We start from the raw sequence: 26,278 nt of genomic DNA, 5'->3' as shown, positions 1-26,278 counted from the left end.
GATAACCCGGGTTCGTAGCGTTGTTTCCCCAACACCGCATCAGAAAGGGAGACCACGCCATGTCAACGCCTAACGAATCGTACGAACTTGCCCGCCGGCGCGTCATCGCGAAGACCATCTACAAGGGGGTAGTCGGTCTCTGGCTCCTGCTGGCGGTCCTTCAGATCGCTATCTGGTACTTCACGACGCCGGGGGGTTACTTCTGGCCGGTCTGGCCGATCCTGGGAACACTTGCCGCCGCGGTCATTGCGGGAATCCCCATCTATGCAGGCCGTCCCGCCATCTCGGATCGCCGCATTGAAGCCGAACTGGCCCGGATGCGGCGGGACGGCTGACCCGCGCGGGAGTGCTCGTCATCTCGGCCTCCTCATCAAGTCGGCTAGGATCTGCGCCCAGAAGGCACCCTGCCCGCCTCCCGAAGCTTTTTACGCAGGCATGGGCCCCTTCGCCTGAGCCGCTGCCGCGATGACGGACCGTTGTGCGCGCTGCAGATTGCGGATGAGTTCCTCGCGGCTTTGCCCATCGACGTGGTGGCGCCACATCGGCGTACCGGGGCTGCTGCGCCAGGAATCGCTCAGGGGACTGTTATCAACTGCATCGAATCCGAGATCGTCATAGAACCGGGTCACCAGCTCGACGGCCTCCGGATAGTCGCTGGAGACGGCCAGCGCCTTACGGTCAGGTGCTCCGGCCGGTCGCGCCAGCCGCATGATGGCCGGCAGCGCATCGCTGGGGACACGGAGGTGGAAGCGCTCATGGAACTGGACGTGATTGAACGCCTTGACGACCTTTGAGGCGGGCAGCTGTTCCTGGCGTAACTCATGAATTGTCTTGAGCCCGGCGTCGACGAGAGGGAAGTTCCCGTCACGCCAGACCATGTAATTGTTGTTATCGATGACGACTTTTCCTGCGAGTTCCTGTACCGGCAGCCGGTCACCGGGTGCGTACGGGAACGCGGTGACGGCGAAGTCAGCTGCAGCCGCGGCCTCTGCCGCGTAGGCGGCGCGTGCCCGCGGCCCCAAGTCCTTGACCAGCCGCTGCAAGGTTTCGGGTCCCCGCGAATTCGCGATAACGACGTCGTAGCCCGCCGCCGTTGCCACCCGGGCAAGCGTTGTTCCGGCCTGGCCCGCCCCGAGGATGCCGATGGTAGTCACGGTATTACTCCTTGCTTAACCTGGCGCTGGTTTGGTTTGCGGATGTTCCTGGCTCCTGTTCGTTGAGAAGGCTGCGGAGGCAAGGAGTGCAAGTTTCTCAGCATTGTCCGAGCCGGCGTCGGGGTGGTAAATGACGAGCATCAGTCCGTCCGCTCCGTTGATGCCCAGCCGCTCCCGGTTGAGGGTCATTTCCCCGACCTGCGGGTGGTTGAGCCGCATCGGTGTGCCTCTCTGGGGCCCCACTTCATGCCGTGCCCACATTCGGCGGAAGTAGGGGCTCGCCAGTGAAAGCTCTCCTACGAGTTCAATGAAACGGGGATTATCGACATCCTTGCCCACGGACTGCCGAAGGTTCGCAACGAAGCACTCCGTCACCACTTCCCACTCCGGATGAAGGGCCTGCTCGGCCGGGTCGAGGAACATGTCCCTCAGCTGATTCCCCCCGATATCAAGACGGGGTGAGAGCGCCTTCGCCAGGCTGTTCGAGGACAGGATGTCGAAGTACCGCCCCTCGATGAAGGCGGGCTGGGCAAGCGAATCCAGCAGCTTGAGTGCACCAGGGGGAGCGGATTCCTTGGCCGGCCGGCGAACGCGCTGCCGGGGAACGTCCGCGACCAGCGTGAGCAGGTGCGCGAGGTGGTCGTCGTCAAGTTGGAGCACGCGGGCGATGGACTCGAGGACCTGCACGGAGGGGTGCCGGTCCCGCCCGCGCTCCAACCGCAGGTAGTAATCGGCGCTGATGCCGGCGAGCATGGCCACTTCCTCGCGCCGCAGTCCGGGCACGCGCCGCACACCTATGTCCGGTATGCCGGCCTGCTTCGGTGTTACCAGCTCGCGCCTGGCCCGCAGGTAGTCGCCAAGGGCGTTCGGTGTCTTACTCATGGAAGCCAGCCTAGGACCTGGCAGGGCAGATGGGACAGCGGCAGCGGGGGTCCTGTCACTCCCCCGGCTGGACAGGGCTCTGGCCGGTGAAAGCAGGCATTCGTAGCGTTGCAGTGGCTCAGCTGGAGCAGACTACCGAGGGGACAGAAGATGACGGTCACAATAATCACCGGGGCGAACAAGGGCATCGGATTCGAGACTGCCAGGCAACTGCTGGAGTTGGGGCATGTCGTTTACATCGGCGCCCGTGACGCCGAGGGGGGTGGGAAAGCCGCAGCAGGGCTGGGCGCTCGATTCGTGCAGCTCGATGTAACGAATGACGCCTCAGTCAGCAGCGCACTCGCGAGCATTGATGCCGCCGAGGGGCGGCTCGATGTCCTGGTGCACAACGCAGGCATCCTGGAGACGGAGATGGACGGCCCTTCCGCCCTCCGGGCCTTCGATACCAATGCAGTAGGTATTGTCCGCGTCACGCAGGCGGCACTCCCCCTGCTGCGCAAGTCCGCCAACGCCCATGTGGTCACCATCTCGAGCAGCGCCGGGTCCTTCTGGGCCGTAACCAACCCCGATCGACCGGAGTTCGATCTGCCGCTCGCCCTCTACTCGGCATCGAAGACGGCGGCGACCATGCTCACCGTGCAGTACGCCAAGTCCCACCCGGGCATCAAGTTCAACGCACTCGAACCCGGAACCACTGCCACGGATATGACGGCCGGATTCGGAATCGGGAGGCCGCCGGAAGAAAGCGCACGAGTCGTTGTACGCCTCGCCACCCTCGGCTCCGACGGCCCAACAGGAACCCTCCGGGACGAAAACGGCGAGCTGTACTTCTAGGAGAAGGATCACCACAATGACCGCCATCCCCGCACACATCACCAAAGCAGACCAGACAGCCGCCTGGGGCGGCGTCGTCTCGCTCGGCCTTGGAATCTTCGCGATTGTTATGTCTGAGTTCCTGCCCGCGAGCCTCCTTCCGCGTATCGCTGGAACCCTGGACGTATCGGTCGGTGCTGCCGGACAAAGCGTGACAATGACCGCCGTCGCTGCTGTTTTCTCGGCCCTCTTTATCGCAGTGGTCCTCCCCCGCACCGATCGCCGGCGGGTGATGATCGGCCTTACCGCCTTGGCTATCCTCTCCAACATCCTCGTTGCCCTGGCACCCGGCCTTTTCGTTCTTTTGTCCGCGCGGCTCCTGCTCGGCGTTGCCCTTGGCGGCTTCTGGGCAATGGCCACCGCCATGGCCGCGCACTTGGTGCCCGCCGACCATCTCGGCCGCGCGCTGACCGTCATCAACGCCGGTGTAGCAGTTGCAACCATTGTTGCCGTACCTCTCGGCGCCTGGCTCGGGGAAATCTGGGGATGGCGGGCCGTCTTCTTCATCGCCGCAGTCGTCGCCGCTCTGGCCCTGCTCGTGCAGGCGGCCACGCTGCCGGCCGTCAAACCTACAGGAGTGAGCGGGCTCCGCGCCCTCGGATCGACCCTTCGCTCCGGAGTGGTCGTAGTGGGATTGGCTGCGGTCCTGCTGACCTTCGGCGGCCACTTCGGCGGATTCACGTATATCCGCCCGGCGGCAGAAACCGTGTCAGGAATCGATGCCGGTGGTGGCCTGGCCGTGCTGCTGCTCGTGTTCGGTTCCGCCAGTGTCCTGGGCACCGTTCTCAGCGGCCCCCTGGCCGACCGTGCGCTTCGGGCCGCAGTGTTCCTCTTCCCTGCGGTATTGGGATTCGGAATGCTCGCTATGCTCCTCGGCGGGGGATCAATCACCGGCCTCTTCATCGCCGCCGCACTCTGGGGCTTTGGTTTCGGCGGACTCCCGACGTCGGTGCTCAGCTGGGGTGCCAGGACTGCACCGACACGACTTGAGCAAATCGGCGGACTCATCGTGACGGTCTGCAATATCGCGATCGCCGTGGGAGCAAGTATCGGCGGAGTCCTCGTCGACGGCGCCGGTGCCACCTCCGTTCTGACCGTCGGCGGAATTGCGGCGATCGTCGGCGCGTTGGTACTGGCGGGTCTTCCCGTACAAAAACGACTGTGAGTCTTGGTGGCTGGTCTGAGACTGGCTGGCAACGTTGACGGTGGTCGTCCCACAAAGCGCTGCAATACATACCGCACCGCGATCGGTGGCCCGCCCGAAATGCTGGCCCCTGTCATGCAAGAACGCTCGGTCATGTCGAAAAACGAGCGATGTGCTGGTGGCGGGCTGGCCGATGGTGATGGCAGGGACCGCCGTCAACCCGTGGCAATGCGACGGGCTGCTCGGCGCGCGGGCTCACGTCGCTTCAAGCCCGCGCACGCTCCAGTCCGCGCAGTTTACGACCTGCCCGCCTTGATTCGTGTTCAGGATCAACGTTCTGCCTCCGCGCATCGTGGCCGTACCGCCGATGTGGAGGTCCCAGGGACGTCGCTCCAGAACCTCCCCGTCGTTGCTGAACCTGAGCAGGGAGTTCTTCTCCCCAAAATCCTGGACCGCGACCCAGGTGTTCGTCACCGGGTCGTGGAGGAGGTGACGGAAGTGCTCAGCTATTCTCGCTCGTTCTTGCCCGTCGGAGTCGAGAATGCGTAAGGGTCCGCCTATCTCGTTGATCGCCAGGTGCTCCCCGTCGCTAGCCGCACACCAAACCGTATTCAGTCCGGTCGAAATTCGGGACCCGAGCGGATCCAGCGAACGATCCAGCAGGCGGCACCAGCCGCCACCTACTGCAAGCGTGAGGTCCGGGCGCAGCGCGATCACCCTCAACGCCCCGCGCAGGGTACGCATCTCCTCCCCGGTCGCTGCCTCCAGCACGCGGGTGGCCCTGCGGAGGTGAGTGACGACAACACGACCTCCAGTGAGGGCAGTCACGGCCTCTACGTTCGTGCGGCTGCGGTCCTGCCACAGCCGCTGTCCCGTCAGGTCGTACCCGCATACGCCGTGGTGCTCCCACGCGCCGGCCACCACCACGGGGTGCTCACCGGGCACCAGTGCCCCCCGCCAGCCGCCGGAGCCCCAGACCGTTTCGAACGTGACGCAGCGCGCCCCGCGCATCAGCGACCACACGTCCACGACTCCCTTGGGCCGGGCGGTGACCAGCAGGTCTTCTTCCCACGGTGGTGCGGCCACCTCGCGAAGGTCAAGTCCCAATGGAGCACTCCCTACAGGCCCATCGAAGATCATGCCGAGGACTCTGCCGGTGGATCCGATACGGGTCAAGTCCCCACGGAGGTGGTGTACGACGTTCCCCGCGGGATGCTTCAAGACCACGAAAGGTACTGGACTGGGGAACGTCCCCAGATGCGTTCAATCCCTCAGGCCCGCGGCTCCAGTCCTATAAGCGGATCCGCTTTGGAACATGTGTCCTCGCGCTGTGTCGAAGAAGGCCTGTAGGCGTAGGGCATCATGGGCTAATGGATCCAATCACGATTGCACGCTCTTATGTCGAGGAAATGCATGCCGGAGCGGAAGCATCAATCCTGGGTGGCAGCGCAGCCTTGGGGGCTGTTCGACTCCGACATCTGATCTTGATATAGCCATCCTCTATCGAGCTGGTGGCTCGAACTACGCGGAGACCGTCCGGTATCGCGGATGGATCGTAGAAGCCTTCGTTCACACCCCCGAGAGCCTGGCCTTCTGGTATGAGAAGGAAAGGTCAATACGCTGTGCCATCCTCGGAGACATCTGCGCCCGGGGACTCTTGCTGACCGACCACGGGCCCGGGACGCAATGGCAGGATGAGGCGCGCCTTTACATGCGGCAGGGCCCCATGCCGTTAACTGATGCCGAACGCGACCTCCGTAGGTACGACCTCAGCTGTTCGATGGATGACCTTCTGGGTTCCAGTTCTCCCGCCGAAACGTTCGCCATCGCCTCGAATGTGTTCCGCCAATCCGCCGAACTGCTGTTGCTCCGGCACCAAAAATGGTTGGGCAACGGCAAATGGGTGGTTCGGCGCCTGGAACAGCTGCCCAACGATGAGGCCGCATTGGGGCTATTGGCGTGGGCGGCTTCGACGGACTATGACCCCCGAAAGCTGGCCGGGATTGCTAGAGATGTACTGGAGCAAAATGGCGGCTACGCCATGGAGGGCTTCTTGCGGGGTGCACGCTAGGGGGTCCCTCACCGTGCACTCATGCATTCCGGAAAAGCTTCATATATCCACTGACATCACCGATTGTCAGTTTCCGAAGTCGACTGCACGGAATGTCCAAAGTCGTCCGCACAGCCCGCCCGTTGGGGATCCTCCAGCGAGGCACCGTCCCTCTTGCTCGTCGGTTCTATCCTCTAGTGATAGAAGGGCAGTTTTTGATTCGTCTCGACCGGAACGACGTCGAGACTTGGTTCGGTCAGTAGCTGGTCAATCAGCGCCTGCTCAGCCCCGACGCCGGCCCAATGTGGATCAACATCTTTGGTGATGCACCAGGCCCGATCGGAGGGCCATATAAATGATGGCAAGGGCATGGGACGATTCGATTTCGCCTGCCAGGAGTCTTCGATCACCCCAGAGGCAAAGTCTGCCAGTGAGACCCGGCACAGGTAGTACTCACGATGTGGGAGCACCACACGGGCTGTGCGCAGCACCGGTTCGGGGAACTCATCCTCACCCCACCCGTCCCACATCAGCACGTACCCCTCGGCAGGCGAGTCGGGGCGCTGGAGCAACGCCTCAACCGCGAGACGGAGTTGAGCAGTATCTGACGGGATGTCGCTCTGGCCCGCAATCTCGTTTTCAGACTGACCCTCATGGGCCGGGTCTGGGATGAACCGCAGTCGCGCATAGGACGGGAACCCTGGAGGGCCCAGCGTCACCAGGCTCCACCAATGCTCATCGCTAGTGGTGATCCACTCCGCGGGCGCTTGATCACTGCAGGGAGAGAATGTCACCGGCTCATCATGTCACTGACACCAGATTGTCCCATTAGCGCTCGATCGTGCACGCTGCCGGATCGGCTTACGGACATAAGAACGATGCGCATCCTCCTGACACGGCTGGATGCACGAATAATATTGCGGGCCACCGTGTACGGTGCTGCTACGGTGTAGCACTCCGAACGGACAGAATCACCGACCAAGGAGACCAATGACCGACCACATCAACCATAGGCATGCCCGTTGGATCCTGCACGCCATTACCATTGTCGGTGTCGCTGTGGCGGCCGTCTGCTACAGCTACTTAATTTCCAGCAATTGCGGATCATCAGGTGCCAATGAGTTCTTCTCCGACGCCCGCGCCTTCCATAGCCAGGCCGGATGCTAAATTTGGCGGCTTTGCTTAGCCAGGACAGACATAGGTTCGTTTCGCTCCCTCGGCCAACAGCTCGGAGCCTGTCTGCTACAGGCGACATTGGTGCTGGAACCAGAGGGGGTTCGTCATACGTAAGACCCGCACGGTGAGATGCATGGTGCGGGTACCTAATCTGCAACATTGTCTGGGTGAAGATTGGATATGCCCGAGTCTCGACCAACGAACAAGACCTCACCGCTCAGCGGGACGGATTGGCGGTCCTCGGAGTTGACCCCGAGAACATCTATGTCGATCACGGACTCACTGGAACAAACCGCACACGTCCAGGATTGCGTGAGGCCATGGCTGCCGTCAGATCCGGGGACACGGTGGGCTCTACTGGCCGCAAGCGGCAGGGGCAAGGTCGTCATCAGGCAACCCTGACCTACTTCACAGCCCCTCGAAAACATCGCCCAGTACGGCTGCCCCGGGCAGCCGCGGCGGCCAGGCGATGACCAGCGGCTCCACTGACACGGAACGCGCCCAGCCGGCATCCTCTTCCGAGTCCGGGGGTACGCCCGGGGAAACCACGTGCCGCTGGGTCCGGTGCTCCATCAGCCCGGCTACGATCCGGTGCGCCACGCTGCCGACGTCCACCTCCATGCCGATCAGATCGTCCGGCACCGGACGTACGTCATACACCCGGCCCTCGTCCCAGGGTTCCAGTCCGCGCCGAACCCGGCTGCGGTTCCACCGTTCCCAGGTGGAGCGGCGGACTCCGCCGTGCAGCAGGCGCTGCAGCCCCGGTCCGCCGTCGGACCGAAGACCCGTGAAGGCGGCATCGGTGGCCGCACCGACGGCGATGTGGTCCGGGTGCCCGGTGATCCCGTCGGGGCCGAAGGTGGCGACGACGTCGGGCCGCTCCTGCGCCAAGATGCCGCCGATCCGCTCCACCAGTTCCCGGAAGGGAACCTGCGCCACTGCACCGTCGTCGTAGTCCAGCCACTCGTGGCGGTCCGGCGGCCTGCCGTGCGCCGTCCAGGCGGCTTCCATTTCCCGCCGCCGGATCCGCCCGAGCGGCTCGTTGACCGGCGGATAGGACGGATCGATCTGCCCGGCGCCGCCGTCGGTCGCGTGGACCAGGATGAAGCGGAACCCCGGATCGTGTTCGTGCAGCGCCACCGTTCCCGCCAGCCCGTAGGCGTCGTCGTCCGGATGGGCGACGACGAGGGCAAGAACCCGTGATCCGCTCATGTCAGGCACCTCCTGCCGCAGAGCGCTTTGCCACCGTTCCAGCGTAGGCCCGCCGCGGCAGGTGCGGGACCCCTAGTCAGTGAGGCCCGGGGTTCACTGAACGCCGATGGCGAGGTTTTGGTGGGCGAGGCGGCGTATTGCCGTCAGGACCGGCTCATACAGTGCTGTACCCAGGACCGCGTACTGAACGGCTGCCTGCGGGTCTTCCGTCGACATCCCGTCTATTTCAGCGCGCGCAATCGCCATCACATGGTCACCGTAAAGCCGCAGCCTCGCAGCGTCGGCCGGCATGCCGACCTCCTCGACGGCACGGAGGGCGCTCTCGAGCTGCACAAAAGCCGCCATCCGGTCATCCGAGGCGTTATAGGCGCTCCCCAGCGAAGCGAGAGCCGCTTCGGCCCGCGGACAGCCGCGGTCGGGGTCCTGGTCACCGGGAAGAAAGCCCGTGAGGGCATCTATTGCCGTCCCCAGCGTCTCGTAGATGCTGTCTTTCGGATGATCGATCACGTCAAGGATCTTCTTGACCCGGTTCAGGGGCAGGCCGGCCACAACCGTGAGCGAGCGGATCAGCCGCAACCGCGCGAGGTGGTTCTCGTCGTAGTCGGCACGGGTTGCACTGGTTGCACGCCCTGCAGGGAGAAGGCCCTCCCGGATGTAGAACTTGACCGTTGCCAGCGGTACGTCTGCCCGTTGCACCAGTTCTGATATTTGCATCTTGCCTCCATTGGATAGTAGGGCTATCGTACAGCTTAGATAGTCAACTATCCAATTCGGGGGAAGCCCGGTGCACAGCCAATCGTCCGCCTGACCTGAATACTCCATCGAAAAAGGAAGACACACCATGTCAACAAATGAGTCGTACGAGCTCGCCCGTCGGCGCGTCATCGCCAAGACGGCCTACAAGGGCCTGGTCGGTCTCTGGCTGCTGCTCGCGGTCCTTCAGATCGCTATCTGGTACTTCACGACGCCGGGCGGTTACTTCTGGCCGGCCTGGCCGGTCCTGGGAACTCTTCTCGCCGCGGTCGTTGCGGGGATTCCCATCTATGCGGGCCGTCCCGCCATCTCGGATCGCCGTATTGAAGCCGAACTGGCCCGGATGCGGCGAGCCGGCTAACCCGTACCCGGAGAGTGGAGCGGCGGTGCTGGGCGTCGGCCTGCTCTCCGCCGGTGTCGGGCTCATCATTCAGGGAGCCACGTCATGAGCACGTAGCCCGCTGCGCACTCGTCACCTGGGGCTAGGCTGGATTGCCATGGAGTGGTTCAGTGCCGAAGGATACGAATTCGCCCGCCAGATCCTGCAGCGAGGCATCGCGGCCGTGTACCTGATCGCGTTCCTGTCAGCCGCAGCCCAGTTCCCGGCACTGCTGGGCGAAAAGGGGCTGCTGCCGGCGCCGCAGTTCCTGGCCCGGATCAAGGGCAGGGGCATTCCCACCCTCTTCCACTGGCACTACTCCGACCGGTTCCTGCTCGCCGTGGCCTGGACCGGCGCCGCCGTCGCTGCCCTGCTGGTCGCCGGGGTCCCGCAGGCCGGACCGTGGTGGCTGCCGATGGCGGCGTTCCTGCTCATCTGGGGGCTGTACCTGTCCGTAGTGAACATCGGGCAGACGTTCTACGGGTTCGGCTGGGAATCGCTGCTGCTGGAGGCGGGTTTTCTGGCCGCGTTCCTGGGCTCCGACGACGTCGCCGCACCGGTCGCGGTGCTGTGGGCCTTCCGCTGGCTGGTGTTCCGGCTCGAATTCGGTGCCGGGCTGATTAAGCTGCGCGGCGACAAGGTGTGGCGGGACCTCACCGCCCTGTACTACCACCAAGAAACCCAGCCGATGCCGAATCCGGCCAGCTGGTTCTTCCATCACCTGCCAAAGCCTCTGCACCGGGTGGAGGTGCTGGGCAACCACTTTGCGCAGCTGGTGGTGCCGTTCTTCCTGTTCTTCCCGCAGCCGGTGGCCTCCATCGCCGCGGCGGTCGTGGTTATTACCCAGTTCTGGCTGGTCCTCTCGGGGAACTTCGCCTGGCTGAACGTGCTGACCATCCTGCTGGCGTGCACGGCGATCAGCGATTCGGCCGTGCAGGCGGTGCTTCCTTGGGTGCGGTTCGCCGCACCGGATCCGGAGGCAACCCCGGCGGCGTTCGCCGTCGTCGTCGGCGTCGTCACCCTGGCGGTGCTGTACTGGGCGTGGGCACCGCTGAAGAACCTGGTCCGCCGCGACCAGCTGATGAATGCCAGCTTCAACCGCTGGCACCTCTCCAACGCCTACGGCGCGTTCGGCAGCATCACCCGGCACCGGAACGAGGTGGTCATTGAGGGCACCAACGATCCGCCGGGGCCGGCGGCCCGCTGGCAGGAGTACGAATTCAAGGGAAAACCCGGGGACCCGCGCCGGATGCCGCGCCAGTTTGCGCCCTACCACCTGCGCCTGGACTGGCTGATGTGGTTCCTGGGCCTGGGCGCCTCCGGTGCCTGGTTCCCGGTGCTGCTGCGGAAGCTGCTCGCCGCCGACCGCCGGACCCTGCGCCTGCTGCGCAGGGACCCGTTCGACGGCGAGCCGCCCCGCTGGATCCGTGCCCGGGTCTACCGCTACCGCTTTTCCACGCCCGCGGAACTGCGCCGGGAACGGGTCTGGTGGGTGCGGGAGCCGGCGGGGATCCTGGTGGACCCGATCCAGGGACCGGGCACCGCGCCGGAGGGGTCCTAGGCGTTCACTTCCGGCTTGGTGACTACGTTGTGCGTGGCATGGTCATACAGGAAGGTCAACTGTCCGCCCGCATGGCGCATTTCGATGTTGCCGCCGTCGCGGTGCGCGTCGAACCCGTAGTTCTCGTCCCAGGAACCGTTCAATGCCACCTTGTAGGAGTACGTGCCTTCGGGCAGGTCCACTGTGAGCTTCCACAGTTCATCGTGGCGGTCGAACACGAACTGCGCCCCGGCGGGGTCCCAGTCCTCGATGCCGAGCGCAGAGCCGAAGTCGCCGGCGAGGGCGACGGATTCCGGCTGCGGGAAGGACGGCTCGGAGGTGCCGGCCTCCGGGTGGGAGCCGTGCTGCTCGGCCGGAGCGGAGGGGACGGCGACGGCGTCGCGCAGGGCCTCTTCCACTACTTCCTCGGCCGGGGAAACGGCTTCGGCCGCAGCTACCGGCTTCCCGCTGAGGGCGGCCGAGAGATGCGCCGGCTCCGGGAAGTCCTTCAGGGCCCGGCGGCCCTCGTTGGTGATGCTCCAGCCGGAGCGGGCTTCCTTGAGGATCCAGCCGGCCTTGACGAGCTTGGTGGTGGCGTTCACCAGGGCACGCTCACCGCGGGTGGTGCCGCTGGCCAGGGCCTCCGCTTCGCGTCCTGCAAGCGGCACACGGTCCAGGGCGGCACCGAGTACCTTTGCCCTGCTGACCTTGCCTGTAGCTGACGGGTCCTCTGCAGCGAGGATCTCAAGGACCGCCTGCAGCCGCAGCGCAGTGTTTTCAACGGTGTCTGAGCCCAATGGAATTCCTTTGTTACGAATGAAGATAGCCGCTCCTGATAAGCCGGCTGACCGCATTCAACACTATCCCCGGTAGCTCCCGGGAAGAAGCACCGGGGCCCTAGTGTCGTGTAACTCTCCCCACCAATCCGGAGAAGTCGCCGTCAACGAGGGGCGCGTATCCGGCATAGGCAGCCAGCACGGCGTCCTGCACCTGGGCCAGGTCCAGGCTCGGCGCGAGGTCCCGGGCAGCACCGGCGGTACGCGGGTCCCAATCCAGCCCGAGCTCGGCATAACAGTCGGTCAGGACCCGGCGCAGCGGGGCGGCGTTGTCCACCACCAGCACCGAGGAAAACAGCCAGCCGCCGGCAATCACCCGCTGGGCGGTGCCCGCCAGCTTGATCCGTCCGCCGTCGGGGGCCTCGCCGAAGACAGTGAACTCACCGGGGCAGTACTCCCCCGGAATTTCGCCCACCCCGGCGGTCAGGCCGGCCTTGCGGAACGCGTCCGCCAACAGCTCGCCGAAGTCCTCGAACCGGCGCCGGGACCCGGCCAGGGCAGAGGCATCGGGTTCCACGTGGTCCAGGACCAGGCAGCCCTCGTGGTAGGCGGCGGCCCGGCCGCCGGCCCTGCGGACCAGCGGCTCGAAACCATGGCGCCGGGAGGCCGCCTGCGCTGCGGTGAAGCCGGGCAGCTTGGCGTCCCGCTGCCCCAGGGCCACCGTGGGACGCGGGCGGTAGATCCGCAGGGCGGGGCCCAGCTCGCCGCGGCGGACGGCGTCGAGCATGGCGAGCGCGAAGTCCAGGTCCGCGGCGGCCCCCAGCGAGCCGTCCTGCCGGAACACCTCCAGGGCAGCGGGCACCGCCTACGCTCCGCCGAGCGGCCGGACGGTCAGGATCTGCTCGCTGCGCCCGAACGGTCCGTGGACGTCATGCAGGACAGCCGAGGTCAGGCCGATGCCGTCGGCGCCGAAGGTTACCCGGGTATCCAGGCCCAGCCACTCGCCGCGGGGATCCCGGTGCAGGTGCAGCTGCAGGTCCACGTTGGGGAACATGTAGCTGTCCCCTCCCGGCGGGACACGGGTGGAGATGCCGTTGGCCGTGTCCGCCATGCCGACGAGGCGGACAAGGTCCGACGTCGGCATCCCCTCCACCATTTCGTGTGGGGTGCGGAGCCAGGCCCGGCCGCGGCCCGGCCGCAGCCCCGGCAGTGCCCGCATCTCGATGGATTCGATGAAGGCACCGGGCCACGAGGTCAGGCCCTCATGGCTGCCTGCCTCGGCAGGACCGGGCATGGGGTCGTCTTCGACGGCGGCCACCTCAGACGTCGATCCGCGGGCGATGCGCCAGGCGGTGGCACGCACGGCGGTGCGGCCCTCGGCCACCATTTCGGCCTGGACCAGTTCGATGGTGCGTCCGGGACGCAGGACGGAGGTCTTCACCTCGAAGGTGGTGCGCGGGATCAGCCCGAAGATGTCGTAGCTGATCCGGGCCATGCGCAGCTCGGGCCGGGGACGGAACTGCTCCAGGCTGTGGGCCAGCAGTCCGGAAATGGGCGCCATGTGCTGTTCGTGCGGATTCCAGGCGCCCTGGGTGTGGATGGTTGCCTCGTAGGCATCGTTGCCCAGTGAGCGGTAATACGATTCAGCCACGTGCTTGCTTCTCCCTGCCGGTTCCGGAAATTGGAGCTCTCAGGCTACCCCAGCGCGGCCGGACGACTGGCCCCCGGACGTAACGCGGCGCACACTGGCCGGATGGAATATACCCACCTCGGCCGGTCCGGCCTGTCCGTCTCCCGCCTGTGCCTGGGCACCATGAACTTCGGCCCGAAGACCGAGGAGGCGGATGCCCACGCCATCATGGACTCCGCCCGCGACGCCGGCATCAACTTTCTCGATACCGCCAATGTGTACGGCTGGGGGAAGAACAAGGGCTGGACCGAGCAGATCATCGGCCGGTGGTTCGCCAAGGGCGGCGGCCGGCGCGAGGGCACCGTCCTGGGCACCAAGCTCTACGGCTCCATGAGCGAGCGCCCCAATGACACGTTCCTCTCCGCCCTGAACATCCGCCGCGCCCTGGACGCCAGCCTGCAGCGGCTGCAGACGGACTACATTGACCTCTACCAGTTCCACCACATTGACCGGAACACACCCTGGGACGAGATCTGGCAGGCCATGGAAGTGGCCGTGGCGCAGGGCAAGGTGATCTACAACGGCAGCAGCAATTTTGCCGGCTGGCACATCGCCCAGGCACAGGAGAACGCCCGGCGCCGCAACTTCATGGGCCTGGTCAGCGAACAGTCGATCTACAACCTGATCAACCGGTCCGTTGAGCTGGAAGTCCTGCCCGCCGCGCAGCAGTACGGCTTGGGCATCCTGCCGTGGTCTCCCCTGCAGGGCGGCCTGCTGGGCGGGATCCTGCAGAAGGAGGCCGACGGCGGCGGCCGGCGCGCCGAGGGCAAGGTGCGGGACCTGCTGGCGAAACACGAGGACCAGATCCGGCAGTATGAGGAGCTGGGCGCGGAGCTGGAGATCCTTCCCGGGGTCCTGGCCCTGGCCTGGCTGCTGCACCAGCCGGCGGTGACCGCGCCGCTGGTGGGGCCGCGTACCCAGGAACAGCTGGACGAGGCACTGCTCGCCCTGGATGTTGCCCTCGATTCCGGGACACTGGACCGGCTGGACGAAATCTTCCCGGGGCACTCGCCGGCGCCGGAGGACTACGCCTGGTGAGTCACAGCGGCGGGCGCCGGGTCAGGCGCTCGCAGGCTCAATCAGCTGCGGCCCGTTGTTGCGCACCGAGTTCACCTCCGTGGAGACCACCCGCGGGGTGAGCGTGGGTTCGGGTACGGCGTCGAGCAGCTGGGCGACATCTGCCCCGTCGCTCAGTTTCGGATCCAGCCAGTCTGCATAGAGGTCCGGCGGAATGATCAGCGGGGTGCGGTCATGGATGTGCCCGAGTGCGTCCGTGGCCTTCGTGGTGATGATGGTGACGCTCAGCAGCCATTTGTGTTCGTGGTCCTCCGGCAGTGCCGGGTCCGGCCAGAATTCGTACAGGCCGGCGAACGCCAGCGGGTCCTGCTTCCCGGAATACAGATAGGTGGGGATTTTCCCCTCCGGGGATTTTTCCCACTCGTAGTAACCGTCCGCCGGCACCAGGGCCCGGCGTTTCACGGCCGCCTTGCGGAACGCCGGTTTCTCCAGGATCGTCTCGCGGCGTGCGTTGATCATCCGCGACCCGATCTTAGGGTCCTTGGCCCAGACCGGCACCAGCCCCCATTTCGCCGTCGCCAGCCGCCGGACCGGCGCTTCGTGGGAGAACCGTTCGGTGACGATGCGCACGTCGTCCGTGGGCGCCACGTTCCAGGACGGCAGCACGTCCGCTCCCACTGTCTGCTCGACGGCGAACGCGGAGACCAGGTCCGACGTCGCCCTTGCCATTACGTAGCGTCCGCACATGGCACCCATTGTGCACCATGGACCGGCCGCCGGCAGGAGGACGTCAGGGGCCGAACACTCCCGTCCCGGTTACCTTCTTTCGAACATATGTTCTATTTTTAAGAGTATGAACCAGGAAGCCGCCGAGCGGCTGGCGGCCCGCTATGCGCGGCGGGCCGAGCCGATCAGCCTTACCCCCGAAGAGCTGGACTTCGAGCACAATCCGGTCACCACCTCGGTGCCCGGCGTGCCGGTCTGGGCCTGGATCCGGTTCCCCGGTGCCGCCGAGCGGGTCAAGGGCGAGGCCTGCAGCTGGTCCCCGCGGGCGGTGCAGGTGCTTTGGGAGGACGGCGGGCTGCGCCGGGCCACCTGGGTGTGGGCATCAGCGGTGACCCGCCGGACCAACAACTCCCGCAAGGAAACGCTCGGGGACCGTACCGCCCGGGACAGCCCCTAAGGGCACTGCCGTGGAGCTCCTAGCCCAGCTGTGAAGATCAACCGGATCAAGGAAACTTCCAACTCGGGAGACGGAACAACCGGTCGAGTGGCAACTATTCCGCTACTACTTTGCTGCGGGGACGGGGCCGTTGAGATCTATGTCCACGGGGAACCCAACGAGCGTTGACAACCGCGCAGCAACTTCCTCGAGGCCCTCACCAATTGGCGCCGACACTAAGCTGACCAGTATTCCTGATCCGTCAGGCTCTACGGAGGTCGCGGAAACGTCAATGCCTAGATCCGTGGCCAACAAGAACTCTGCCGCATTATCGAGAGCCTCAGGATCATATGGAGAAGATCGCACCTCAACGGGTGAACCTACACTACTCAGGATGCCCTCGAGCGCCGACCTATCATTTCCGTACCAATAGACCACGACCCTGCCATGGTCAACGTCCGATGAAACACTCACCAAAGCGCTGCTGCCATGCAGGGCCTCTAACAGAATCCCTGCATCTTTAAGGAGTTCTGATTCTTCTAACGAGTTCTTGGCCTCCTCCGGCGGCGAGCTCTCGAGCTTAGACGGATCCAATGGCAGATTCTTCTGCTCAGTCGGACCCGATCCAGGGAGAGCGTTGAATGCACACGCGGACACACTGCACCCTCCAACTAAGACCGCAACGCTGACAGCGACCGACACTGCACATCGAGTCAACTCCACGGAATCTCCCTATCCTGCGATTGCCTCCACGATAACGGACTAGGTTTCTCGTCCCCAGGTCAGAAAGCCCGGGCACTTCTTAGTTGTTGATTCGATTGTTCCCACGGTGATGAGCCGCTACGTTTTCGTCGGGCGTACTCACGGAAAACAAAATGGGTCGATTGCCGGACCCGATTCAGTAGCTACGTTGCTACAACATCCCTGGTGGTACGTCCGATAGCCTTCCCCCACTGGGCGATGTTGCGGTAGCCTGACCGACTACTTTCACGTCTGATTTTCCTTCAGGATGGAAATGTGAATCTCGTTCGCCATGTAGTTGACTCAGTTAGCCGTTACTGGGCTGACGACGTGCAGATCCTCGGCATCTGGGAAGATGGGCCGGCCGCAGTTTGCGTTGTTTATCGCCGGACTGCTGACCCCGAAGTGTCCATTGGGTGGAGGCTCGAGTTTAGTGCAAACTCAGCGGACGGCACCGTAGAGGGTTTCGCCCGCGACGTGGCGGTTAACCTCGCCGAGCCGATCGGCACCGCCAGAAGTCGTCAAGATCAGCACGGCATCGTTTGGGTTGCAGCCACTGAGGGCCGCCCCACACCGGAACCACCTGTCGATGTCTTGCAAAGACTTGCTACCAGGTGAGTGCTTCCTCTGACTTCTGTCGGTCGGCTGGTGGCTCCGAGACTTGCCCACTCGGGGTGCAGCTCCCGGCGAAGCTGCAGGCCTGATCTCCTCGTCCGCAGTGTCCCCGTTCCCCCGGTCTGTTTCGTCGGCTTCGACTCACAGGTTTAGAGGGTGAAAGCTGATTGCCGTGCTATTCCGGAAGGCTGCGGACATATTCCAGCGCCTCGCGGGTCAGCTCCGTCCACTGCCGTGCCGTGGCTGCCGGGTCCGCGGCGGACGGCACCTCGACCCATTCCCGCATGGTGCGCTTACCCATGGTGACCGGACCTGCGGCGCCGGCGGCGATGAGCTCCCGGGCACGAACCATCGGCAGCTTCACGATCAGGTAGCCGCCGGAACCGAGGAAGGCCACGATCTTGGATCCGGTGCGCAGCCCGGGGCTGCGGAACATGGTGCCGACGGTCAGCGGGCCGTCCTGCAGCTCGTCGGCGATGGCCTGCAGGAGATCCAAGGCTGTCTGCGAAGGGGGCATCCGTCCTCCCGGGAGCGCTGTTCGTGCAGTCAGAAAGTCAGAACTGGCTGAAGTCAGCCGTCGCCGGATCGGCACCCAGTCGGCGTCCGCCGTCCAGCCCGTCCAGGATGGCCAGCTCCTCCTCCGTCAGCTCGAGTCCGGCCGCGGCGAGATTCTCCCGCATCCGCTCGGAATTGGCCGACTTGGGAATGACGATCCGGCCCGAGCCCAGGTGCCAGGCCAGGACCACCTGCGCGGGGGTGGCCGCGTACTTCCCGGCGAGCGCGGCCACTTCCGCCCCGGCCAGCTCAGTCCCCTGCCCCAGCGGGCTGTACGCCTCCACGGCAATGCCGCGGGACATGGTCTCGGCGGCGAGCGCCGCCTGCTGGAACCCGGGATGCAGCTCGATCTGGTTCACCGCCGGCAGCACCTGGCTCTGCTCGTAAAGTGCATCCAGGTGGTCGGTGAGAAAGTTGGAGACGCCGATGGCACGCATGTAGCCGTCCCGGTAAAGGGCTTCGAGTTCCTTCCAGGCCTGCACGAACATCCCCTGCGAGGGCACCGGCCAGTGAATCAGGTACAGGTCGACGACGTCGAGGTTCAGCGCTCGCCGACTGTCCAGGAACGCAGCCCGCGCCCTCCCCTGGTCTCCGTTGCGCAGCTTGGTGGTCACGAAGATCTCGGACCGCGGAATGCCCGACGCGGCGATGGCCGCTCCCACGCCGGCCTCGTTGCCGTACGCGGCGGCGGTGTCGATATGCCGGTACCCGGCCGCCAGGGCGTCCTCCACCACCTCCTGCGTCCGGCCGGGCGGAACCTGGAAAACGCCGAACCCCAATTGCGGAATCCGCACGGAGTTGCCGAGCGTCAGTTCCGGAACAACGGTGCGGGAACTCTCTGTCATGGCGGTGCCTTTCCTGCGGTGCGGTCATTTAGGCTTGGGTGCAGCCGGGAGGCGGGCACCTCCACCTAAGCCCGGCTCCTGCCCTCAGTCAAGGAAACCCGTAAGGAAACCTGCAATGACGCATCCCGCGGCCCTTAACCTGCTTTTTATCGGCGGGACCGGAGTGATCAGTTCGGCCGCCGTCGCGCGGGCCACCAGCCTCGGACACCGCGTGACCGTGCTGAACCGCGGCGTGTCCGCGCTTCGTCCGGTGCCGGACGGCGTCGAGGTCCTCGCCGCCGATGTCCGGGATCCAGGTGCCGTGCGCGCCGCCCTGGGCGACCGCACGTTCGACGCCGTGGCGGACTTCCTGTCCTTCACCGCCGAACATGTGGCGGCGGCGGTGGAACTGTACCGCGGCCGGACCGGGCAGTATGTCTTCATCAGTTCGGCTTCGGCCTACCAGAAGCCGCCGGCCCGCCTGCCCGTGCGTGAATCCACGCCGCTGCGCAACCCGTTCTGGCAGTACTCCCGGGACAAGATCGCCGGTGAGGACCTCCTCGTGCAGGCCTACCGGAGCGAGGGCTTTCCTGGAACGATTGTTCGCCCGTCGCACACCTACGACGCCACGATGGTCCCGTTGTCCGGTCACTGGACGGATATCCACCGGATGCGCGCCAGGCTGCCGGTGGTGGTGCACGGTGACGGCACGTCGCTGTGGACGCTGACGCACAGCCGGGATTTCGCGAAGGCTTTCGTGGGCCTCCTGGGCCGGCCCGAGTCCGTCGGCGAGAGCTACACGATCACCTCGGACGAGTTCCTGCCCTGGGATGCCGTCTACCGTTCCCTGGCGGCGGCCGCCGGTGTCCCCGAGCCCCTGCTGGTGCACGTGGCATCGGAGACCATCGCCGCGCTGGATCCGGGGCGCGGTCCGGGCCTGCTGGGCGACAAGAGCCATTCGGTGATCTTCGACAACAGCAAGATCAAGTCCCTGGTGCCGGACTACCGTGCGGTGATTCCCTTTGCCGAGGGGGCCCGCGAAATTATCCGGTGGCACGATGCCCATCCGCAGGAACAGGGCCTGGACGCCGGTTGGATGGAAGTCAGCGACCGGCTGGCCGGCCGGGCGCGGGCGGACGCCTAGGAACAAGCCATTCCGGGGCGGGCGGGTCTGGAGCTTCTGTTTTCCGGCGGCTGTTAGAGTGCAGGCAGCAGGTATATCCGGATGGTTACGGCGCTCGCCGCCGGAGTTGAAGCTGAATCTCGACACCCCGTCCGGATGGCTTCGAAAAGATGTTGGAGGAAACCATGTCAGGTTACGGTTCAGGCCAGGGAAACAACCACGGAAACCGGTGGTCCGACGAGTGGGACGAGCAATACGCCTCCCCCAAGAAACCTGAACCCACCCCGCCGCCGGCGGCCCAGCAGCCTCAGCAGGCACCTCACTATCCCTCCCCCGGCTACTCGAACCAGCCCGGCCAGGGGTATCCCGGCCAGGGTTACCCGAACCAGGGTTACCCGAACCAGGCCCAGGGATATCCCGTCCAGGGTTACCCGGCCGCCGGCCACCAGCAGGCCCAGGGCTACGGCCATGCCCAGTTCGGCCATGCGCCGCAGGGCTCCGGTTACCGTCCCCAGAAATCCCGCGTCGCCGCCGGACTGCTTGGAGTATTCCTCGGCGGCTTCGGTGTCCATCGCTTCTACCTGGGCAACAACAACCTGGGCATCGCACAGATTGTCCTGACCTGCTTCACGGGCATGGGAGCTGTCTGGGGATTCGTCGAAGGCCTGATGATTCTCTGCAACGCCAAGACCTTCCGCACCGATGCCCACGGGGTTCCGCTCAAGTAACGAACAGCAGTGCGGTGCTAGGCTAAGGTTCGAAAGTATGTTCTAGAAGTATCCCCTCAGGAGGCCTCGGCATGGCGGTGTTCTCAGCGGACCGTTCCCGCCGCCCCGCTCCGCCGTCGGAGTCCGACGCCGCGACTGCCGCGGGCTTTCCCAGTCCGGCCCGGGATTACTTCGACGGCCGGATCGACCTTAACCGGCACCTGATCCGCGACCCGACCTCCACCTACGTAGTCCGGGTGGAAGGTGACTCCATGGCAGGCACCGGCATCTGCAACGGTGACGAACTGATAGTGGACCGTTCGCTCACGCCGCGGGACGGCGCCGTCGTCGTCGCCGTGGTGGACGGCGAACTCACGGTCCGCCGGCTGCTGCTGGGCGGGCAGCGGATAGTACTGCGGGCCGAAAGCCCGGGTTATCCGGACATCCTGGTGGCCGAGCCGTCGGAACTGTCCGTGTGGGGCGTTGTGACCCGCTGCCTGCACCATGTCTGAACCGGCTGCGCCCTCCGGCGCCAGCCAGCGGATTGCGCTGGTGGACGTCAACAGCTTCTACGTTTCCTGCGAGCGCGCCTTCGATCCGAAACTGGCCGGGGTGCCGGTGGTGGTGCTGTCCAACAATGACGGCTGCGTGGTGGCACGCTCGGATGAGGCGAAGGCGCTGGGCATCAAGACCGGCACGCCCTGGTTCAAGCTCGCCGAATCCGCGCCGCGCGTGGGCCTGGTCCAGCGCTCGAGCAACTACGAGCTGTACGGGGACCTCAGTTCCCGGGTGATGGAACTGCTGGGCCGCTACTCGTTGTGGCAGGAGGTCTACTCCATAGACGAGTCCTTCCTCGGACTCGCCGGCACGCCCCGGCAGCTGGAGGAACAGGGCACAACGATCCGCACCGCCGTCGCCCGCCACACCGGCCTTCCCGTCTGCGTGGGGATCGGCACCACCAAGACCCTGGCGAAGTTCGCCAACCGGATCGCGAAGCAGAACCGGCACCTGCAGGGCGTCTGCAACCTCGAGACCATGGACCCGGCTGCGGTGGAGGCCATCATGTCCCGGGTGCCGGTCACCGGGCTGTGGGGCGTGGGGTCCCGGCTCGGCGCGAAGCTGGATGCGATGGGGATCTCCACGGTCGCGGATCTGCGCGCCGCCGATCCGGCGCTGATCCGGCGGAAATTCTCGGTCACCCTGCAGCGCACCGTGCTGGAGCTCAACGGCACCGCCTGCATCCCGCAGGAGGACGAACGGGCGGACCGCAAGCAGCTGATCTTCTCCCGGAGCTTCTCGACGCCGGTCACCACCGGCGCCGAGATGCGCCAGGTCATGAGCATTTACGCCCAGCAGGCCGCCGCCCGGCTGGAGCGCGAGGGGCAGCAGGCCAGCATCCTCACCGCCTATGCCGGCACGTCGCACTTCAGTGAGCGGGCGGCGTCGTTCCCCTCGGCCACCGTGCGCCTGCCCGCCCCGACGTCGGATCCCGTGGTCCTCAGCCGGGCCGCGGTCGGTGCCCTCGAGGCCCAGGTGGTGGAGGGCGTGCCGTACACCAAGGCCGGGGTGATGCTCAGCGGGCTGGAGTCCGCCGGCGCGCAGCCGCTGTTCGAGGAGTTCGTTTCCGCCCAGGAACGCCGGAATCTGGGCGAGCTGCTGGGGAAGGTCACGGACAAATACGGGGCGGCCAGCATCGGGCTCGGGCTGGCGGGGATGTCGACGGCGACGCCGGAGTGGACCATGTCGCGCAGGTATTCCTCGCCGCGGTACACCACGGAGTGGAGCGAGCTGCCGGTGGTCAAGGCGGTCTGACATGCGTGCCCCCTTGGACGCCGCGGCTCAGTAGCCCGGCGCGGCCGGAAGGCCGAGAAACTCCTCCAGCGTCACGCCGGCGTCGCGGACTCCGCGGGCGGTCTCCGGCCCCACGTAGCGCAGGTGCCAGGGTTCGTAGGCATACCCCGTGATGTGTTCCGCCCCCGCCGGATAACGGATAAGGAAGCCGTAGCGGTGGGCGTTAGCCGCGGCCCAGGAACCGGCCGCCGTTCCCTCGAAACAGGTTTCCAGCGCACACAGGCCATCCGGGTTGCCGATGTCCACGGCCAGCCCGGTCTCATGCTCGCTGTAGCCGGGCCGGGCGGAAAGCGAATCGGCTCCCTCCTGCCCGTAGTCCGCGATGTAGGAGGTGTGCAGCCGGGACTGTTCTTCGCGGGACCGGTAGCCGCTGACGGCGGAAACGGCGACACCGTCAGCCGCTGCGTCGGCCACCATTCGGGTATAGGCGCCTGCCGCTTCGGCCCGCAGCAGCATCCCGCCCGCATCAACCAGGTCCTGCGGCACATACTCCGCCGCGAGGGGACGGTCCTTATTGACCACGATGATGGAACTGTCCGGCGAGTCGACATCGGAGGCGGCTGCCGCGTCGGCCGGCTCATTGGAAAGGTTCAGGAACACGGCAAGTGACACGGCCAGGCAGACGCACAGCAGGGCGGCCATGTTTGCAAACGTCCTGAGGTACAGATACCGCGTTGTTCCCACTAGACCCCGCCCTTCAAACGGCAGTTCCCCCTCGTTGGGTTTGCGCGCTATCCTCGCACGGGCGGTACACGGCGGCCGGGACCGGCGCGGCCTTAGGCTGCGGTTACGGCCGTCCTTGGAGGAGCGGCTAGCGTGGAGGCATGAGTTATGCGTACGACGTCGAGATCCTGCACCTGCTGGTCTCGCCGGCGCACGCCTACTTCGGGCGCGCTAAGGACGGCCCGGCCGACGTCGTCACCACCGATGCGGACGAAGCCGAGGTCGTTGCCGGTAAGGGAATTGTCGGTGACCGGTTCTTCGGCAAGGCAGCCCACATGGATGCCGCCGTCACTTTGTTCGCCATCGAGGCGCTGGACGCCATCGCCTCCGAGCTCGGCGCCGACCCTTTCGATCCGCTGCTGGCCCGCCGGAACGTGGTGCTCCGCGGCGCCGAACTGTCCCCGCTGCTGGGACAGGACTTTGTTCTGGAGTCGGCAGGCGGCCGGGTTCAATTCCATGGCGGCAGGCAGGCCCACCCCTGCGCCTGGATGGATCAGGTCCTGGCGCCCGGTGCACACAAGGCGATGCGCGGCAGGGGCGGGCTGCGCTGCCGGCCGCTAAGCAGCGGGACGCTTCACCGCGGGCCGGCCCTGCTCCTCAGCCCCGTTCCGTTGGATCCGGCCAGGGCCGCCGTCCCGTCGCTACTGAGGCCCGGCAGGCTTCCGTGACCCGCAGCGGTGCATGGGTAGTTCTCCCCATGGACTCTTCCGCTTTCCTCGCTTAGGTTGTGGGATATGGGGGAAAATTGGAACATACAGGTCCCGGGAGCGTTGTCATTGCTCCAGGACAGCGAAAACCTGCTCGCCGAATGCGAATCGGCCAAAGACAATGCCCAGCAGGCACTGAATGCAATGGAAACTGCGCTGGCGCATTGTCCGGAACTCGCGGACGCCGTTGACCACCTGCGCTTCGAGGTCATCGCCAATGATATGACTGACATTCTTGTCCGGTGCAACAACGCCGTTCATGCGACCCGCGAGAGCGTCAACGCGTATGTTGAGGGCGACCGGGATATGGCGGATCTGGCCCACAAGGCGGCTTCGCTGACGGCGTCCGTTCCGGAGGCCCCGGGAATGTCCGGCGGCGGACATCGGATGGTGAAGTAGGGATGGGCTACCTTTACGTTGACCTCTCAGCCACCCAAACCCTTCCTGATCCCGTGGTGCTCCAGGAACAGGCCCCGCTGCTGTCCGCTGCCGGCGAGGCATTCCAGGCACAGGTTTCGGATACGGCAGATAAGTGGCGGGTGCTGGGCGTCCTCTATGAAACGCCGCAGAGTTCCCTGGTCCTCAACGCCATGGCAGCACCGGCGTGGCAGGCCCAGGCATTGACTGCCAGCACAGCTGCCGCGGCCCGGGCCATCAGCGACTTTGCGGAGTCCGTCAGGACCATACGGACCACCAGAACCGACCTGCAGATCGAAATCAACGCTGCGGAGAATGATCTGGCCTCCCTGCTCGGCAGCGAGGAAGAACCTGTCGGCGACAGCTTCGACAACGCCCTGTTCAACTACCAAACAGACTTCACCAAACGGGCCGACGCCCTGGCGGATGCCTACGAACAGGCCCGGGCCGCCTGTCTGGCGGCGCTGTCAGGGATTCGCCGCGCCTCCTCCGACGCGTCCTCGTACTACGCCTCGGACGCCCTTGATCTGGTCAGCCACGATGTGGAACGCCTGCACCGGCGTGCGGTCTCGTCCGGAGCCACGCCCGAGGATGTCCAGTGCTACTACGACGCGCTCGCTGCCATGGATCCCGCCGACTATAAGGACTATGCACAGGATTATCCGGAAGCAGCCGTTTATCCGCCCCGGATCGGTCTGGCGGCGGACCAGCAGGCTGCGTTCTGGCAATCCCTGACGCCAGAGCAGCAGGAGGCGCTCGCCCAGGCCCTGCCCGCCGTCGTCGGCAATACGGAGGGGGTTCCCTATGGCCTCCGCGCGGCAGCGAATGCTGCCGTCCTGGCCTTGGTCATGAAACCCTCCTGGCGGGCAACCGATGAACAGCGCGCAGCGTACAAGAGCATCAACGCGTCGTTGGGGGATCGAAATACGATGGATCCTTCCGGACGCAGCCTCATCGCCTTTGATCCTGCCGATCCGCCCCTCGCCGCCGTCGCCATCGGCAACATGGATACGGCAACCAATGTAACCATGAACGTGTCGGGGATGGACAGCTCCTCGCAGGACATGGAAGGCGCAGTAACGGCGGCCAACAACATCTACACGCAACAGGAGCGCCTGACATCAGGCCACGCTGTCGTCGCGTGGATTGGATACGATTCACCGGAACTCTCCGCCGAAGTCCTGTACTCCGACAAAGCCCGCACCGGCGGGGCAAAGCTCGCGACCGTGATCGACGGGCTGTACTACACCCGGAGTTCCGATATCCCGGAAGTAAGCGTAACCGCTCACTCCTACGGCACCACCACGGCGGCGTACGCGCTAAGCCAGACCACCCATACTGTGGACACGGTCGTGTTCTACGGATCTGCCGGCATAGACCCTGAAGCAGCCCGAACCGCTGCGGACCTGAATGCCCGGGAGGTCTATGCCACCCAGGGTAGCCGGGACATCGTCGCCCCGGGTGGTATTGCCGGGTCCGAACTGGGCAATCCGCGGCTGAGTCCCACCGCCGAAGCCTTTGGTGCGAAGGTTTTCAGTTCCGAGGTGGATGAATACGGTCGTGCCAACGGCGGCCACAGTGTGGAGGGAAAGGAAACTCATGCCCTCCCTCACCAGACGGAAGCCGGCGGCGGGTATCTGGACTTCGGCACATCGAGCCTGGCGCAGATCGCCGAGGCGAGCACAGGCAACGGCTCCTCCCTCGATCTGATCCCCCAGTCCGCGATGGATGACAGGGTGGAACACCTGAAGGAAACGACCGAGGATGTTTACTACGGTCCGGGAAGGGTTGTCGACAATATGCAGACGTTCGGAGAACACACCGTCGACACGCTTCAGGAAGGGCATAATCGAGCGGCGGATGCTTTGCAGGACGGGCTGGTTCAAGTGTCAGACGTTCTGCAGGACCACTATCTGCCGGACTTCGGGCCTTTCGAGAATCCACTGGATCCCTTTGTCGATGAGAAGCAACGTGAAGCCGTGGAAAACGCGGAAGCTGCCCGGCGGCAACATAACGAAATCGTGGACCACGGCCAGCATAGGGTTGAGGACATTGTGGACACCCAGCAGAAAGAGGCGGATGAGTACTTCAAGAGGCGGTTACGCGTTCTGGAATTCCACGCGGAGAAGCTCGTTAGTAATTTCCGTGACTAGCGCCGGAATGATTGCCCTGCTCACCCTGAGTTCATGTGCCCAAGGAGCCCCCGC

The 26,278-nt window shown here is 65.3% G+C and carries 31 protein-coding genes; 17 read left to right on the top strand and 14 right to left on the bottom strand.

The features are described from left to right. The first annotated feature begins 59 nt into the window (after positions 1–59). Positions 60–335: a hypothetical protein gene (locus LOC60_RS05920; protein ID WP_230023447.1), complete on the top strand. Its 276-nt coding sequence runs from the start codon at positions 60–62 to the stop codon at positions 333–335. Between the two features lie 90 nt (positions 336–425). Here LOC60_RS05920 and LOC60_RS05915 read toward each other — a convergent pair whose 3' ends face one another. Both LOC60_RS05915 and LOC60_RS05910 read right to left on the bottom strand, forming a co-directional pair. Further along, a complete protein-coding gene (locus tag LOC60_RS05915) occupies positions 426–1,154 on the bottom strand; it encodes an NADPH-dependent F420 reductase (protein ID WP_230023445.1) in 729 nt (242 codons plus the stop codon). Between the two features lie 15 nt (positions 1,155–1,169). Then, positions 1,170–2,036, bottom strand: a complete 867-nt coding sequence (locus LOC60_RS05910; protein WP_230023443.1) for a helix-turn-helix transcriptional regulator — start codon at positions 2,034–2,036, stop codon at positions 1,170–1,172. Positions 2,037–2,186: 150 nt separating this feature from the next. Here LOC60_RS05910 and LOC60_RS05905 point away from each other — a divergent pair, with 150 nt between their 5' ends. Both LOC60_RS05905 and LOC60_RS05900 read left to right on the top strand, forming a co-directional pair. Continuing rightward, the gene (locus LOC60_RS05905; protein WP_230023441.1) at positions 2,187–2,870 is read left to right on the top strand and encodes an SDR family NAD(P)-dependent oxidoreductase; all 684 of its coding nucleotides are present in this window, start codon (positions 2,187–2,189) and stop codon (positions 2,868–2,870) included. Between the two features lie 16 nt (positions 2,871–2,886). Continuing rightward, complete coding sequence (locus tag LOC60_RS05900; protein ID WP_230023439.1) at positions 2,887–4,074, top strand: MFS transporter; 1,188 nt, start codon at positions 2,887–2,889, stop codon at positions 4,072–4,074. Positions 4,075–4,308: 234 nt separating this feature from the next. Here LOC60_RS05900 and LOC60_RS05895 read toward each other — a convergent pair whose 3' ends face one another. Next, entirely contained in the window at positions 4,309–5,160 is an 852-nt protein-coding gene (locus tag LOC60_RS05895; protein ID WP_230023437.1) for a hypothetical protein, read from the bottom strand. A 550-nt stretch (positions 5,161–5,710) separates the two neighbouring features. Between LOC60_RS05895 and LOC60_RS05890 the strand changes: the two genes are divergently transcribed. Next, positions 5,711–6,124: a hypothetical protein gene (locus LOC60_RS05890; RefSeq protein WP_230023434.1), complete on the top strand. Its 414-nt coding sequence runs from the start codon at positions 5,711–5,713 to the stop codon at positions 6,122–6,124. Positions 6,125–6,297: 173 nt separating this feature from the next. On the opposite strand, the gene LOC60_RS05885 is transcribed toward LOC60_RS05890, so the two are convergent. Then, the gene (locus LOC60_RS05885) at positions 6,298–6,897 is read right to left on the bottom strand and encodes a hypothetical protein (protein ID WP_230023432.1); all 600 of its coding nucleotides are present in this window, start codon (positions 6,895–6,897) and stop codon (positions 6,298–6,300) included. 196 nt (positions 6,898–7,093) lie between these two features. On the opposite strand from LOC60_RS05885, the gene LOC60_RS05880 reads away from it, so the two are divergent. Both LOC60_RS05880 and LOC60_RS16185 read left to right on the top strand, forming a co-directional pair. After that, positions 7,094–7,270: a hypothetical protein gene (locus tag LOC60_RS05880; RefSeq protein ID WP_230023430.1), complete on the top strand. Its 177-nt coding sequence runs from the start codon at positions 7,094–7,096 to the stop codon at positions 7,268–7,270. 167 nt (positions 7,271–7,437) lie between these two features. Then, positions 7,438–7,752, top strand: coding sequence for a recombinase family protein (locus LOC60_RS16185; protein WP_331460786.1), 315 nt, complete (start codon positions 7,438–7,440; stop codon positions 7,750–7,752). On the opposite strand, the gene LOC60_RS05870 is transcribed toward LOC60_RS16185, so the two are convergent. Further along, positions 7,688–8,491, bottom strand: coding sequence for a PIG-L deacetylase family protein (locus LOC60_RS05870; protein ID WP_230023428.1), 804 nt, complete (start codon positions 8,489–8,491; stop codon positions 7,688–7,690). The two genes, LOC60_RS16185 and LOC60_RS05870, sit on opposite strands and share 65 nt — an antisense overlap. A 93-nt stretch (positions 8,492–8,584) precedes the next feature. Then, positions 8,585–9,205: a MerR family transcriptional regulator gene (locus tag LOC60_RS05865; RefSeq protein ID WP_230023426.1), complete on the bottom strand. Its 621-nt coding sequence runs from the start codon at positions 9,203–9,205 to the stop codon at positions 8,585–8,587. A 127-nt stretch (positions 9,206–9,332) separates the two neighbouring features. Between LOC60_RS05865 and LOC60_RS05860 the strand changes: the two genes are divergently transcribed. Further along, on the top strand, positions 9,333–9,605 hold the full coding sequence (locus LOC60_RS05860; RefSeq protein WP_230023423.1) for a hypothetical protein: 273 nt from the start codon (positions 9,333–9,335) through the stop codon (positions 9,603–9,605). 136 nt (positions 9,606–9,741) lie between these two features. Further along, a complete protein-coding gene (locus LOC60_RS05855; RefSeq protein WP_230023421.1) occupies positions 9,742–11,184 on the top strand; it encodes a lipase maturation factor family protein in 1,443 nt (480 codons plus the stop codon). Here LOC60_RS05855 and LOC60_RS05850 read toward each other — a convergent pair. The 3 genes from LOC60_RS05850 to LOC60_RS05840 form a co-directional block, all read right to left on the bottom strand. Next, positions 11,181–11,960 carry a pullulanase X25 domain-containing protein gene (locus LOC60_RS05850; protein ID WP_230023419.1) on the bottom strand — a complete coding sequence of 260 codons (780 nt, stop codon included), beginning with the start codon at positions 11,958–11,960 and terminating at the stop codon, positions 11,181–11,183. The genes LOC60_RS05855 and LOC60_RS05850 overlap by 4 nt on opposite strands. Before the next feature lie 100 nt (positions 11,961–12,060). Then, positions 12,061–12,801 (bottom strand): lipoate--protein ligase family protein, encoded by a 741-nt coding sequence (locus LOC60_RS05845; RefSeq protein ID WP_230023417.1) that lies wholly within the window; start codon positions 12,799–12,801, stop codon positions 12,061–12,063. A gap of 3 nt (positions 12,802–12,804) precedes the next feature. After that, positions 12,805–13,590: a thioesterase family protein gene (locus LOC60_RS05840; RefSeq protein ID WP_230023415.1), complete on the bottom strand. Its 786-nt coding sequence runs from the start codon at positions 13,588–13,590 to the stop codon at positions 12,805–12,807. Between the two features lie 102 nt (positions 13,591–13,692). On the opposite strand from LOC60_RS05840, the gene LOC60_RS05835 reads away from it, so the two are divergent. Continuing rightward, on the top strand, positions 13,693–14,667 hold the full coding sequence (locus LOC60_RS05835) for an aldo/keto reductase (protein WP_230023412.1): 975 nt from the start codon (positions 13,693–13,695) through the stop codon (positions 14,665–14,667). A 21-nt stretch (positions 14,668–14,688) separates the two neighbouring features. Here LOC60_RS05835 and LOC60_RS05830 read toward each other — a convergent pair whose 3' ends face one another. Continuing rightward, a complete protein-coding gene (locus LOC60_RS05830; RefSeq protein ID WP_230023409.1) occupies positions 14,689–15,393 on the bottom strand; it encodes an SOS response-associated peptidase in 705 nt (234 codons plus the stop codon). Positions 15,394–15,499: 106 nt separating this feature from the next. Here LOC60_RS05830 and LOC60_RS05825 point away from each other — a divergent pair, with 106 nt between their 5' ends. Further along, entirely contained in the window at positions 15,500–15,829 is a 330-nt protein-coding gene (locus LOC60_RS05825; protein WP_230023406.1) for a hypothetical protein, read from the top strand. Between the two features lie 105 nt (positions 15,830–15,934). Here LOC60_RS05825 and LOC60_RS05820 read toward each other — a convergent pair whose 3' ends face one another. The 3 genes from LOC60_RS05820 to LOC60_RS05810 all read right to left on the bottom strand — a co-directional run bounded on the left by LOC60_RS05820 (position 15,935) and on the right by LOC60_RS05810 (position 18,564). Then, positions 15,935–16,402 (bottom strand): hypothetical protein, encoded by a 468-nt coding sequence (locus LOC60_RS05820; protein WP_230023403.1) that lies wholly within the window; start codon positions 16,400–16,402, stop codon positions 15,935–15,937. A 937-nt stretch (positions 16,403–17,339) separates the two neighbouring features. Continuing rightward, positions 17,340–17,681, bottom strand: a complete 342-nt coding sequence (locus LOC60_RS05815) for a hypothetical protein (RefSeq protein ID WP_230023400.1) — start codon at positions 17,679–17,681, stop codon at positions 17,340–17,342. Positions 17,682–17,718: 37 nt separating this feature from the next. Beyond that, positions 17,719–18,564 (bottom strand): aldo/keto reductase, encoded by an 846-nt coding sequence (locus tag LOC60_RS05810; protein ID WP_230023397.1) that lies wholly within the window; start codon positions 18,562–18,564, stop codon positions 17,719–17,721. A 115-nt stretch (positions 18,565–18,679) separates the two neighbouring features. Between LOC60_RS05810 and LOC60_RS05805 the strand changes: the two genes are divergently transcribed. The 4 genes from LOC60_RS05805 to LOC60_RS05790 all read left to right on the top strand — a co-directional run bounded on the left by LOC60_RS05805 (position 18,680) and on the right by LOC60_RS05790 (position 22,185). After that, positions 18,680–19,687, top strand: a complete 1,008-nt coding sequence (locus LOC60_RS05805) for an NAD-dependent epimerase/dehydratase family protein (protein WP_230023394.1) — start codon at positions 18,680–18,682, stop codon at positions 19,685–19,687. Between the two features lie 164 nt (positions 19,688–19,851). Continuing rightward, positions 19,852–20,394 (top strand): TM2 domain-containing protein, encoded by a 543-nt coding sequence (locus LOC60_RS16180; RefSeq protein ID WP_269440161.1) that lies wholly within the window; start codon positions 19,852–19,854, stop codon positions 20,392–20,394. A 71-nt stretch (positions 20,395–20,465) separates the two neighbouring features. Next, positions 20,466–20,885 carry a LexA family protein gene (locus LOC60_RS05795; protein ID WP_227933663.1) on the top strand — a complete coding sequence of 140 codons (420 nt, stop codon included), beginning with the start codon at positions 20,466–20,468 and terminating at the stop codon, positions 20,883–20,885. After that, a complete protein-coding gene (locus tag LOC60_RS05790; protein ID WP_230023393.1) occupies positions 20,878–22,185 on the top strand; it encodes a Y-family DNA polymerase in 1,308 nt (435 codons plus the stop codon). The genes LOC60_RS05795 and LOC60_RS05790 overlap by 8 nt, the downstream gene beginning before the upstream one ends. A 27-nt stretch (positions 22,186–22,212) precedes the next feature. Here LOC60_RS05790 and LOC60_RS05785 read toward each other — a convergent pair whose 3' ends face one another. Then, positions 22,213–22,866, bottom strand: coding sequence for a M15 family metallopeptidase (locus LOC60_RS05785; protein WP_230023391.1), 654 nt, complete (start codon positions 22,864–22,866; stop codon positions 22,213–22,215). Positions 22,867–23,048: 182 nt separating this feature from the next. Between LOC60_RS05785 and LOC60_RS05780 the strand changes: the two genes are divergently transcribed. The 3 genes from LOC60_RS05780 to LOC60_RS05770 all read left to right on the top strand — a co-directional run bounded on the left by LOC60_RS05780 (position 23,049) and on the right by LOC60_RS05770 (position 26,224). Beyond that, complete coding sequence (locus LOC60_RS05780; protein WP_230023389.1) at positions 23,049–23,615, top strand: MOSC domain-containing protein; 567 nt, start codon at positions 23,049–23,051, stop codon at positions 23,613–23,615. Between the two features lie 66 nt (positions 23,616–23,681). Further along, positions 23,682–24,053 (top strand): DUF6507 family protein, encoded by a 372-nt coding sequence (locus LOC60_RS05775; protein WP_269440160.1) that lies wholly within the window; start codon positions 23,682–23,684, stop codon positions 24,051–24,053. Positions 24,054–24,055: 2 nt separating this feature from the next. Continuing rightward, positions 24,056–26,224, top strand: coding sequence for an alpha/beta hydrolase (locus tag LOC60_RS05770; RefSeq protein ID WP_230023385.1), 2,169 nt, complete (start codon positions 24,056–24,058; stop codon positions 26,222–26,224). The last annotated feature ends 54 nt before the right edge of the window (positions 26,225–26,278 follow it).

It is taken from the genome of Arthrobacter sp. zg-Y769 (assembly GCF_020907405.1).
Taxonomy (GTDB): domain Bacteria; phylum Actinomycetota; class Actinomycetes; order Actinomycetales; family Micrococcaceae; genus Arthrobacter_B.
The sequence above is the reverse complement of the archived record's forward strand: the minus strand, read 5'-3'. Positions and strand labels throughout refer to the sequence as shown.